Here is an 11,408-nt window from a genome sequence, read left to right on the forward strand (position 1 = left end):
TTTAAACCGAAATATATTGATTTTCAATAAAATTCCATATAAAGCTTATACAACAAACAATTTACTCCGTATATTTATTATCTTTTTTCAGCACACAAAAAAGCGAGTTGTACATATACACAACTCGTTCACACTTATTTTATATATCGATATTAATTAAATACAATTTTTATATAAAATATTTTCATTTTTAATAAAATTATTATTTTACATAGTTAAATTCAATTTCGTCCATTTTCTTATGATAACTTACTACTAAATCATAGTCCCGAAAATACCAAATATCGTCGGAATCGACAAAAAAATTGAATGCCATCCTGTTCAACAGATGCGGCTATATCTTCTGACACCTCAAAAGCCACTCCTAAAGAATAACTAGGCTGAATGGTGCTATTATCTCCATATAAAAACTCATAAAAGGTATTATTTATTACAATCATATTGTATCTTTTTATACAGGAACTTCCTTCCATAAATAGATGTGTTTTTATAAAAAAAGTCCACCATCTATAGTTGGAGTTAGTCTTTCGACGTAAGAATGTCCAAGCTATTCTCTAAGAGTCTTCATATTATAAGGTATCAAACAATAGGTGGTGAGAATTATAACGCATATTATTGATTTTCAAGCTATTCAGCCACGTAGTAAAACAAATGCAAGACAACCAATTCCAATTGACCATTCTCCAAAAAGAAATACAGTTGCTCAGTTACGAGTAAATATTCCACGTAGAGACTCCCGTGACAACACAGTAGAATTAATCACAACAGTTGGAGTTGAAGGAGTTACAAACATCGCTCAAATCGTATTTCGTATTTTCCGCGATAATACTGAGATTTTCAACACTCAAGTTGGGATAGAATCCACTGATTCAGAACAATTTTACGCTGTAACCTTCCAAGCAATTGACAAAGATCTAAGATCCGGAACTCATGTTTACACGCTTACTGCTGAAAATATGACTGCTGGTGCCGAAGCTGCAATAGTAGGTCCGGTTTCTTTTAGCGCGTTAGCTATTGGCAACGACCACGATTGCCGTTAATGAAACTACTACAATATCTAAATGTCTTTCAACAAGAAAGAACTCATTTTTGTTCTTTCTTGTTCTTTTTTATATACATTCTATACTCTGTAAAAATTTGCGTGCACATTTGCAGCTCGTGCAAGAATATACTGCTATATAATACGATTTAGGGGTGATTCTTTTATGTATTTATTTCCAACAAGAATTGCCGTTGTAGCCCCAGTTGCCTCTCCTTCTGTCCATTCTGTTCCCGTTCATACAGCAACTTCTGATGTTGGCATTGAACTCCCAGCAACTTGGCAGCAATATCAATTATCAGGTGGAGCAACACCTTCATTTTGGCATCACGGCACACCTCCTAGTGGCACTACCTATTATGGTCATCCTCCCCATTCTCCGTATCCACCTCTCCAGATTTTCTATCATTTCCCATCAATTTATTTTCAAAATTTTTATGGGACCTTCAACATTTGAACATATATATTCTTCAATTTCATATAAAGTATTTTTATACATGATAGCATACAAAAAAACACCTAAGTTACCGATCAATCTCCGGTATCCTAGGTGTTTTTCATACACTTTTATATGATTGAAACTTTAAAAAACATTATATTTATTGACCACCATTTGGAGTTGCCTCTCCTTGACCATTTCCATTGCTCGGTTGTGTTGCATTTTCTTGGCCGTTTCCACCGCTTGACGGAGTTGTGTTCCCCTGGCCATTTCCGCTGCCTGGCGGGGTTGTATTCCCTTGGCCATTTCCACTGCCTGGTGGAGTTGTATTTCCTTGGCCGTTTTCACTGCCTGGTGGAGTTGTATTTCCTTGGCCGTTTCCATTGCTCGGCGGAGTTGTATTCCCTTGACCATTTCCATTGCTCGGCGGGGTTGTATTCCCTTGATCATTTCCACCTTGATTATTTGTTGCATTGTCTTCATTTTGTTTATTTTGATCATTATTTTGCTTATTTTCTTCACTTTGTTTTTGCTCTTGTTGTTTTTTATCTCCATCTGTTTGTTGCTGCTGTTCTTGCTGTTTATTTTGACCATCATTTTTCTGCTGTTCACTTGAGTTTGAATTTGACGTGCTCGGATTTGGAGAAGAATCTCGTTTTGCACCTTTCACACGTAATTCATCACCCTCTTGAACAACACTACTTGGCGCCTTAAAGCGTGACGTATTTGTTCCAAATTTACTCATCATTTCTTTAAAAATCTGTTGTGCAATTTTCGTATTTTTGCTGCTTATATAATCTTCAGGACTATCTTTCATATATCCAGTCCAAACTGCCATTGTATACTGCGGTGTATAACCCGCAAACCAACTATCACGCGATGCACTAGATGGTATACCATATTTCGATATTTGTTCAGATGAATAGTTTGTTGTTCCTGTTTTACCTGCCACATCTAAAGAACTTACATTAGCTGCTGTACCAGTACCAGAACTCACAACAGAACGTAGCATATCTGTAATCATATACGCTGTATAATCTTCCATAACACGTTTCGATTTTGGTTCAAAACTTTGTGACTTTCCATCAGGATAAACCACTTTTTTAACAAAGTGTGGTTTTGTATATTTACCATCATTACCAAATGTAGCATATGCTCCTGCGATTTCAGTTGGCGATACTTCATTTGTACCAATTGCTGTTGACTCAACTGCATCTTTTTTAAATGGAATACCTAAGCTTTCTGCAAAGCTTTGTGCTTTACTTAATCCTACCTCTTTTGCTGTTTTAATTGCTGGTATGTTACGAGACCATTTAAGAGACTCACGCATTGTTATCATACCTTTATACGTTTTATCAGCATTTTGAACCTGTTGTCCTGTCGAATATTTATATGCTGAATCATCGAGTTGATGATAAGTTGGCCATTTTAAATATTCAATTGCTGGACCATAGTCAAAAATTGGCTTCATTGTTGAACCTGCTGAACGATCTAGTTCAATTGCCATATTATGCCCTTTGAATGTCGCTTTATTTTCACCACGTCCACTACCTATAGCGCGAATTTCTCCAGTTTTTGTATCCATAAATGTAAAAGCACCTTGGAATTTATCATTTGGATAACTAATAATATTTTTGTTTAAAAGATCATCAGCATATTTCTGTGCTTCTGGGTCTAAAGTTGTGTAAATAGATAACCCATCAGATCCAACGTTTGCATCTGGTAACTCTTTCTCTACTTCCTTCACAACAGCGTCTATAAATGCTGGATATGGCATTTCTGTAACTTCTTTAGGAGGAAGTAGTCCGTCGGTTACAGGGACCTTCGATGCTTCTTCCATTTGTTTTTTCGAAATATATCCATGTCGATTCATTAAATGTAAGACAACATTTCTACGCTCTGTTGCCCGCTCTACATTTTGCGGTTTTGTTGGATCATAAATACTAGGGCCTTTTGGTAGTCCTGCAAGCATCGCAGCCTGTGGTAAAGTTAAGTCCTTTAATTCTTTTCCATAATAGTTTTCAGCTGCTGTTGCAATACCATATGAGCGGTTCCCTAAATTAATCTTATTTAAATACATCTCTAATATTTCATGTTTTGAATATTGCTGTTCTAACTTATAAGCTAAAAATATTTCTTGTGCCTTACGCTTAGGGGTTTTATCCATAGACAAGAAATAGTTTTTAATAACCTGTTGGGTAATTGTACTTCCGCCTTGTGAGCCATAATTCCCAGTAAGGCTGACTAAAACAGCACGTGCAGTCCCTTTGAAGTCAACACCACTATGATCATAAAAACGTGCATCCTCTGTAGCTAAAAATGCATTTTCTATTAATTTAGGTACTTGATCATACGTAATATTTGTTCGTTTCTCTTTCCCATATTCATATACCAGCTTTTTATCTTTATCATAAATTTTTGCTGATAATGGATTGACAAGCTTTTCTTTTTCAAGTTTCGGAGCATCTTTTATCATAATGAAAAAAGTAGTTACTCCTCCTACGAGCGCCACGATTCCAAGTATTAAACATCCAATTAAAAATTTACGAAAAAACGATGTTTTACCTTTCGTTTTTTCTACATTAGCACTTGGTTGCTTTTTCTTTTGTACTTGTCTTCGCTCTTCTCGAGAACGATAATTTTCTGACATCTTGCTTTCTCCTGCCTTTCAATTCTCCCGTTGATTTACACGAAAATGAAACCAACATCTTGATTTCACCTCAACAAATAAGCCTATATACTTTGGACAACTATTTTCCCTCTATCTTTCTAATAATACTTACATGTAACACATATAATATAAGAGGTTGGCTTTCATTTTTCTTTTGGCATAAGTTAATTCGAAAATTTTAAACAGCAAAGTATAAAAAACATATAACCTCGTATAAATAATATACTTTTTTTTCATTTGGTCAAACTTTTTTATTTGAAAAACTATTACTAGTAAATCAATAGTGAAATAAAAATATCACACCAATATGAATTTCGTGTGAACTCACAATAAACTACGCAATCACAAAAACAGTACTATATAAATACAAATTGAAAAACCGACATAAAACCTTTCTTTTTTAGATAAAAGAGAGCATCCGGCCATGCATAGAAGCGATCAGACCCTCTTCCTACCCCATAGAAAATGAGTGCAGGCCACCCTTTGTTCTTCATAGCAGCGACTTATATGTTTGAAAATCAAAATGGATATATAATATGCAATGTATAGCATCTAAGTATTATAATTCTATAAATTAGCAGGATTTTCCTTTCTTAACATCTAAACATATTAAAGAAGGGAGATGAACTAACATGACTTTGTATCCAGTAATTTCCAAAAAATTAGTCGCTGTAGGTTATAATCCATCATCTATGATTTTACGAATTGAATTCAGAATTGGCACATATGATTTTTACGATGTACCAGAAAGTATATACACAGGATTACGAAACGCGCAATCCAAAAGCTATTATTATAACACCTATATTAGAAATTCCTATCGTCACACCAAAATTTAATCAGTAAGGTTCCTCATTCTCCTAACTTCTTTTCTTGCACTGACTTTCGAAGTAGTAATATTACTGTCTGCAAATAGCATGATAAATAGGAAGCAATTTATATCATTGTATAAATGATTATCTTATGTAAAACAAAAATGGTATTACATTGTTTATCGAATGTAATACCATTTTTTAAATTTAAATATAGCTTCCAATACTACTTGATCACTACTTGCTCCTCTTTAATCCAGCTGCTTTGTCCAATATCAATAGCACCATCTTTTCTTGCCCAAACACGATAAGAACTTGAACCATCAATCACACCTTTAAAATTTATACATTCAGGTTCTGCATAATAATTAATCCCATATCCAACGGGGGAGTTTGAATATGCATAGAACCACTCTATATCAAAGTGCTCTAATTCCGTCCACTGTTGCTCGTTTCCTAATTTAATCATATCCTTATCTCCACCACCCCAATATCCTTCAAAAATTAGATACGGAATTTTATTTGTGATATGTCCAGTAAATATAGGCTCTTCAGGATTCTTATATAGATTAATTCCGTAACCTTCAGGGTATTTCGAAATAGCAATTCCAATACCTACTGGTTGTCCTAAATTGTCCTGCACCTGACTTGTACCATCTATAAACCATGAAAGTGACTTATCGCTAACTAAATAATTCAAATCAACTTTTCCTATCCCGTCAATATTTCCTGTTTCAGTATATTGCCATATATCACATGGATATGCTGGTTTATTACCACCATAGCGCGGAATCCAAAGGAAATCCGCTCTCACCCCACTTAAACCATACTTATTATACATGTGATGACCTACGTACAATCCAACTTTCCAACCCGCAGCTTTACAAGTATCAATAAACGCTTGGGATGCTTCAGCTAACTGATCAGGACCACAACTTTTTAACGTATCATCTTCAACATCAAGAACAAGAAATTTAGCGTCAGCACTCGCTCTTGCCATAAAATCTTTCGCTTCTACAATTGCATCTTTAACAGAAACATAACAACCATAAGCATATGCTGCATGTGGAATACCATGTTGTTCCAGATTCGTTACATAGCTTGTATACCGCTCATCAACTGTTCTCGAACCATACTGTACACGGCATATTGCAAGATCAATCTGAAGTGCTACCACATCCCAATCGATATTAACATTCCACTTAGAAATATCAATAATATGTTTGTCCATTATTCATCTCCTCCTTTTGTAATATCACATTTAAATACTTAGAGAAATACTTCAATCTCCCCTCCAACTTGTCCATATACTTGATCGATTCCGACAATATGAATATAGTAGGAATCGATTAAAATAGGTGTGCGTTTTACCAGTTCGATTTAATACTTTATCGAACGATAAAGTGAAACTTTAATCAGTGGGGAGCTTACTACCCGCGAATAGAGGGATAAATTAAATATTCAATCAAGATATAAAATGTTATATAACGCCCTATCATGACTCAGTTATATACCTTCTATAAAAACAATTTTCATCGTACACTTTTTAAGAAACAATCCTAACAATTACTTACCACTATACTTATAGTAGTAAATATCTATACTAAACATTGGTAATATTCAATACAAACATTATCAATTAACTATATGAATCAACTATGTTACATTAATACCACGGTTACTATTACCGTTAAATCCTTGCTCCCTTCAAGGATTTAACATACTCTCCTAATCCAATATGTATAAAAGAAAAAAGAATCTGTAACAGATTCTTTTTTCTTGCTACAACTTAAAAGAGTTTAACAAGAACATATAAAGCATGACTCCCCAGCATTTTTTCTCTTTGTCGAATCCCAAGAATTGATAACCGTTTTTCAGTAAATCTTTATCTTTTGGTAAATCCACACTTATATTTTCAACTGCTATACTTTACCTCCAAATACTCGGTGAATGACTCTGTTTGATTTTGAACAGAATGAATTTCGTATTAACTTATACTTTTTACAAATACACTCTTTAATTTTTTTCGAAAATGAATACCTAACGTAATGGCTACAATGATTATCGCTCCGAAGATAATTTTCCCCATGTGCTGTCCAAGCACTTCAAATATATCATGTAAGTTTCCTCCTAACCAATAGCCACCGATTAAAAAGAAAGATACCCAGAATAGAGCACCAGAGTAGATCGTTATGGCAAAACGACGGAGGGGTAAATTAATAATCCCTGCAAAGTAACCAGTAAAATGACGTACGCCTGGGACGAAAAATCCAATAAAGATAAGGAAATATCCATATTTATCAAACCACATTCTCGTTAAATCAATTTTTCTTTGTGTTAAAAATACATATTTTCCATATTTCTGTACAAAAGGCATACCAAGTTTATTGCCTAAAAAGTACTGAATTGTCATCCCAACGCTTGTACCAATAAATGATAAAATAATTAAAAGTAGTAATTCTAAATCTCCTTTATGTGCCAAATAACCCGCATACACTAACGTCGGCTCCCCTGGAAACGGAAATGCAATATATTCTAACAATGTTCCAACAAGTACTACATAGTAGCCATATTGCTGAAATAATTCATAAACCCATTCCATGTTGTTTTCTCCTTTTTTTCTACAGCATTAATTACGTACAATAACTAGTGATTACACTGGCGTTCGTAGGAATCTCGGCATTTCAATGCTGAGTAGTTCCAAGCCTTTACTGAGAGCGATAATTAAGAAAATAGAAGTTCACCCTAACCATAAAGGTATAAAGTGGAAAACCGTATCACAAATAAGGGATACGGTTTTTACTATTATTTAAAAATCATAACAGTATTAAAATATATTAAGTTTTGCCTTCATTGAAGCCAAATGCTTCGCCAATCAATTTTTTAATAGACTCATAATCTTCTTTAACTAGACTTCTGTATATTACTTTATCCATCTTTGTAAACTCCCTTTTATATAAGTGAATTTTCATTTCGTATGTAAATATCTTATAATAAATAATAATAATGTCTCCTCTAAGAGGAGAGTCAACGGTAATATTAGAAAAAATATAAAGGAAGTGATTAGGGTGAAAAACTTATTTTCTATTGGAGAAGTTGCTAAAATAAAGGACATTACCATAAAAGCGTTAAGATATTATCATAAAATGGGATAACATTAATGCAAAAAAACGATATTCTTTTTGTAGGAATTTACAGAAAGAATATCGTTAGACCCAAACTGCTCTTAGATTACTAACAACAAAAGACAAGCCTATATGCTAAGTGGTTTTTGACTACAGTATTCAAAAACGCATAGGCTCACGCCTAAGAACATTCATCTCTCACCTAAAATTGTTGTTTCACACCTTCACATTTTTGAAGAAGGAGTCTTCTGTCGAAACATGATAGATTGTTTTGAATTACATCATAATCTGTCATTGAACTGTCCATGTAGATCTCTATGTCTCTATCAAATGATTTTTGTATTAGAACCTGAATTTTTTACCTTTGATATTTTTTCCAGTCTTAAAACCGATTTAGAAAATTCTAAAAATACATTGAGGATCTTTGAGAAACTAACTTTCTTATAATTATGCTTGCTATTTCCTCGATGTTTTCATGTAGAAAGAAATGCTTACCTTCAAAAGAGTGGAATGTACACATTTTATTTGTGTATTGCTCCCATTTTTTTACCTCTTCATATGAAGTTAATTCATCATTTTTTCCATTTAAGATCAGAAAATCAATGTCACATACTTGTATATTATTATTATTATGTATATATGTCTCTACGATTTTAAAATCCGCTCTTAGAATGGGGAGAAAAATTTCCATTAATTCTTCTGATTGAAACACCTCGGATGGTGTACCACCCATAGCAATAACTTCATTTTTAAATTGTTCATTAGGTAGATTGTGTCGGATATCTTTTATTTTGCTATTTGGATGATTTCTACCAGACAAAACAAGAAACTCAGGTAATACGTCATTGGAAATTTGTATTTTCTTGGCTAATTCATAGGCGATCAAACTTCCCATGCTATGTCCATATAGAATATATGGTGAATTATTTAGCTGCTTAATAATAATTTTATAGACATCATTTACAGCCTCTTCAATACTATGATAAAGGCTTTCTTCAATTCTATATCCCCTACCGGCTAACTCTATAGGGATTACTTCAATAAATGGATTAAAGTATTTTTTCCATTTTGAGTAATTAAACGCAGATCCCCCAGCATGTGGCAAACAAAAAAGTTTAATCTTCGTCATTACTGTCTCCCTCGATTAAAATTTGTTTATATTCTGGCAAATTGTATAAATATCTTTAATTATTATCTCCTTTGGTAACTCATCTAGTGTTGCACAAGCAGACATCTTATAATTAGGCTCAATATTATATTGTCTAAAGTGAAAATTTTGAGGTATGTTCTTGTATGAAATTGAATTTTGAGCTTCTTTTTTTATGGAGAATGAATTTAACGGGATATAAAGCCCCTTCCCAATAGTTTTTATATAACTTTCTTTTAACGTCCAAAGATCAAAAAAATAACTAATTTGTTCATCAGAATTTATATTAGATAAATCATAAAATTCTTCCTCTGAGAAGAATTCTTGTGCTAATTTAAGAGCGTCTATTTCTGAAATTTTTTCTATATCAATACCAACATTTGAATTAGCAGTAATACAAATCACCCATTCTCCTGAGTGCGAAATATTAAAATGAAAATCAGAAAAATTTTTAACAAAAGGTTTTCTGTGCTTATTATATACAAATTTAATTTCATCATTATTAATTTTATATTTTTCGCAGATTAAAGAACGGACTAACAAATCTCCTATCAAAATCCTATTAACATCGTCCAATTTTATTAAACGCTTTATTCGTTCTCTTTTCTCATTTGAAATCAAATTACTAAACTGATTAAATAAATCATTATCAATATGCTTTGGTATTTTTACAGCGTGAATTCGTATTATAAATCACTTCCTTTTTAGAGGTGTAAAATCTTATGTATTACGTAACACCCTCGAAATACATATAAAGCAAAAAAATTGTATATTTACATATTAATGTAAATATACAATTTTCACCTAGAAATATAATTAAAATACTCGGTTCTGGTGCAGAAACTTCAAGGTAATTGCACCAGAACCTTATACAGTGCTGCTCTTGATATATTCGTAATGTCACAAATTTGATGTACAGTCATTAAGCGGCTTTTTTTGCATTCACATCACTATTCACAAATAATACCTTTGATAGTGAAAATTTATGTTCATAAAGTTGTATCTTTCTAGACACTCTACTTTGTGGTTAACGAAAGGTCCGCTCCCTCTATCCCTTCTAATTCATTTACGAGACATTTGGTTATCTTTTCCACTGCTGGGGAGAAGACAATCTCTTCGTGCGACCCAGGCACCGAATACTTATTCACTTTCCCCTGTAATAACGGCTTCCAATCCGTGAACAACTCTCTACCTTCTTCAGCACTGAAATAGATGACCTCCCCAAAATATGGCGTTAAAACATGTTCTGCCATTAAATTTAGACCCTTCCTGTGGGCATTAATAATCTGCTTTAGACTCGTAAGATCCGCATCAGGCAGGAGCACTCCTTCCACGATCAACTGATCAACAAGCATGTCCTGTTGATGAACGAGTTCTTCTCCCTGCTCTACTAGATCTAAATGGATGAAATGCTTCAATATATAAGAAAGCATATCATCCTCTGTCTTGTGATCCTGTTCTGAAGGTACCTTGGTATCCATGAGTACCAACATCTCAACTTCTTCTCCCTGGTTCCGTAGTATAGTTGCGATTTCATAGGCGATGGCACCGCCCAGAGACCATCCTCCCAGACGATACGGCCCCTCTGGCTGAACTCGCTTCATTTCCTCGATGTAGAGTTGAACTACTTCCGACAAAGTCAACCCATCCATTCCTTCTTTCTCTACGAGAGGATTCTGTAGACCATAAAATGAGCAGTGATCCTTGAGTAACCTTGCTAGCTGCATGTAACAGAATACATTACCCATAAACGGATGAACACAGAAGAAAGGCCTTTTCTCTGACTCTTGTAATGGAACCAGAACCGATAACGATTTTTCCATACCATGATTGTCACGGATGAGACAAGCGATTCCTTCCACTGTCGGGTTCTCAATCAGTGCGGACACCTTAATCTCTTTTCCAAATTTCTCTCTGATCTTTGAAATCAATTTGATTACCAGGAGAGAGTGACCCCCTCTATCGAAGAAATCATCGTTTACATGGACATCTTCTATCTGTAGCACATCCTGCCAGATTCTAATCAGCTGATACTCGATTTCATCCCGTGGGATAATTGGTGTAGAAAAGGTACTTTCTTTTTGAATCGTTAAGCTGTTCAGTGCCTTTCGATCAATCTTCCCATTTGTTGTAAGCGGAATCGCGTCTACCTCAATAAAGTGTGCAGGAACCATA

General features: G+C 34.1%; 10 protein-coding genes and 3 pseudogenes. 4 read left to right on the forward strand and 9 right to left on the reverse strand.

Annotated features, from left to right (window positions below; genetic code table 11):
• Positions 1 to 202 precede the first annotated feature (202 nt).
• Positions 203 to 404, reverse strand: a pseudogene (locus ACM6HU_RS06170) (HesB/YadR/YfhF family protein); the annotation flags it as partial.
• A gap of 198 nt (positions 405 to 602) precedes the next feature.
• Between ACM6HU_RS06170 and ACM6HU_RS06175 the strand changes: the two are divergent.
• Together ACM6HU_RS06175 and ACM6HU_RS06180 are read left to right on the forward strand one after the other, a co-directional pair.
• Positions 603 to 1,040 carry a hypothetical protein gene (locus ACM6HU_RS06175; RefSeq protein ID WP_033671187.1) on the forward strand — a complete coding sequence of 146 codons (438 nt, stop codon included), beginning with the start codon at positions 603 to 605 and terminating at the stop codon, positions 1,038 to 1,040.
• 165 nt (positions 1,041 to 1,205) lie between these two features.
• Positions 1,206 to 1,496 (forward strand): hypothetical protein, encoded by a 291-nt coding sequence (locus ACM6HU_RS06180; RefSeq protein WP_003197573.1) that lies wholly within the window; start codon positions 1,206 to 1,208, stop codon positions 1,494 to 1,496.
• A gap of 142 nt (positions 1,497 to 1,638) precedes the next feature.
• Here ACM6HU_RS06180 and ACM6HU_RS06185 read toward each other — a convergent pair whose 3' ends face one another.
• Positions 1,639 to 4,128 carry a PBP1A family penicillin-binding protein gene (locus ACM6HU_RS06185; protein ID WP_016114804.1) on the reverse strand — a complete coding sequence of 830 codons (2,490 nt, stop codon included), beginning with the start codon at positions 4,126 to 4,128 and terminating at the stop codon, positions 1,639 to 1,641.
• Positions 4,129 to 4,781: 653 nt separating this feature from the next.
• Here ACM6HU_RS06185 and ACM6HU_RS06190 point away from each other — a divergent pair.
• Positions 4,782 to 4,988, forward strand: coding sequence for a KTSC domain-containing protein (locus tag ACM6HU_RS06190; RefSeq protein ID WP_088094515.1), 207 nt, complete (start codon positions 4,782 to 4,784; stop codon positions 4,986 to 4,988).
• 199 nt (positions 4,989 to 5,187) lie between these two features.
• On the opposite strand, the gene ACM6HU_RS06195 is transcribed toward ACM6HU_RS06190, so the two are convergent.
• The 3 genes and pseudogenes from ACM6HU_RS06195 to ACM6HU_RS06205 form a co-directional block, all read right to left on the reverse strand.
• A complete protein-coding gene (locus tag ACM6HU_RS06195; protein ID WP_414848076.1) occupies positions 5,188 to 6,192 on the reverse strand; it encodes a GH25 family lysozyme in 1,005 nt (334 codons plus the stop codon).
• Between the two features lie 756 nt (positions 6,193 to 6,948).
• The gene (locus ACM6HU_RS06200; protein WP_016114801.1) at positions 6,949 to 7,563 is read right to left on the reverse strand and encodes a DedA family protein; all 615 of its coding nucleotides are present in this window, start codon (positions 7,561 to 7,563) and stop codon (positions 6,949 to 6,951) included.
• Between the two features lie 247 nt (positions 7,564 to 7,810).
• Positions 7,811 to 7,897 (reverse strand): annotated as a pseudogene (locus ACM6HU_RS06205) (GNAT family acetyltransferase); the annotation flags it as partial.
• Positions 7,898 to 7,999: 102 nt separating this feature from the next.
• Here ACM6HU_RS06205 and ACM6HU_RS06210 point away from each other — a divergent pair.
• Positions 8,000 to 8,113: pseudogene (locus ACM6HU_RS06210) on the forward strand (MerR family DNA-binding transcriptional regulator); the annotation flags it as partial.
• 376 nt (positions 8,114 to 8,489) lie between these two features.
• On the opposite strand, the gene ACM6HU_RS06215 reads toward ACM6HU_RS06210, so the two are convergent.
• From ACM6HU_RS06215 to ACM6HU_RS06230, 4 genes are all read right to left on the reverse strand, one after another.
• The gene (locus ACM6HU_RS06215) at positions 8,490 to 9,215 is read right to left on the reverse strand and encodes a thioesterase II family protein (protein WP_016114799.1); all 726 of its coding nucleotides are present in this window, start codon (positions 9,213 to 9,215) and stop codon (positions 8,490 to 8,492) included.
• A gap of 15 nt (positions 9,216 to 9,230) precedes the next feature.
• The gene (locus ACM6HU_RS06220; protein WP_368494266.1) at positions 9,231 to 9,914 is read right to left on the reverse strand and encodes a 4'-phosphopantetheinyl transferase family protein; all 684 of its coding nucleotides are present in this window, start codon (positions 9,912 to 9,914) and stop codon (positions 9,231 to 9,233) included.
• Positions 9,915 to 10,078: 164 nt separating this feature from the next.
• Positions 10,079 to 10,156: a helix-turn-helix domain-containing protein gene (locus tag ACM6HU_RS06225; protein ID WP_154214532.1), complete on the reverse strand. Its 78-nt coding sequence runs from the start codon at positions 10,154 to 10,156 to the stop codon at positions 10,079 to 10,081.
• A 93-nt stretch (positions 10,157 to 10,249) separates the two neighbouring features.
• Positions 10,250 to 11,408, reverse strand: a 1,159-nt coding sequence (locus ACM6HU_RS06230) for a thioesterase domain-containing protein (protein WP_098116946.1), incomplete at its 5' end; no start/stop codon positions are given.

The organism is Bacillus sp. IT-79MI2 (assembly GCF_949768135.1).
In the GTDB taxonomy this organism is placed as follows: Bacteria; Bacillota; Bacilli; order Bacillales; family Bacillaceae_G; genus Bacillus_A; species Bacillus_A pseudomycoides.

Excerpts from the sequence above, each read along its gene's own strand:
- ACM6HU_RS06180 (WP_003197573.1), top strand. The coding sequence starts at position 1,206 with ATGTATTTATTTCCAACAAGAATTGCCGTTGTAGCCCCAGTTGCCTCT.
- ACM6HU_RS06185 (WP_016114804.1), bottom strand. The coding sequence starts at position 4,128 with ATGTCAGAAAATTATCGTTCTCGAGAAGAGCGAAGACAAGTACAAAAG.
- ACM6HU_RS06190 (WP_088094515.1), top strand. The coding sequence starts at position 4,782 with ATGACTTTGTATCCAGTAATTTCCAAAAAATTAGTCGCTGTAGGTTAT.
- ACM6HU_RS06195 (WP_414848076.1), bottom strand. The coding sequence starts at position 6,192 with ATGGACAAACATATTATTGATATTTCTAAGTGGAATGTTAATATCGAT.
- ACM6HU_RS06200 (WP_016114801.1), bottom strand. The coding sequence starts at position 7,563 with ATGGAATGGGTTTATGAATTATTTCAGCAATATGGCTACTATGTAGTA.
- ACM6HU_RS06215 (WP_016114799.1), bottom strand. The coding sequence starts at position 9,215 with ATGACGAAGATTAAACTTTTTTGTTTGCCACATGCTGGGGGATCTGCG.
- ACM6HU_RS06225 (WP_154214532.1), bottom strand. The coding sequence starts at position 10,156 with ATGACTGTACATCAAATTTGTGACATTACGAATATATCAAGAGCAGCA.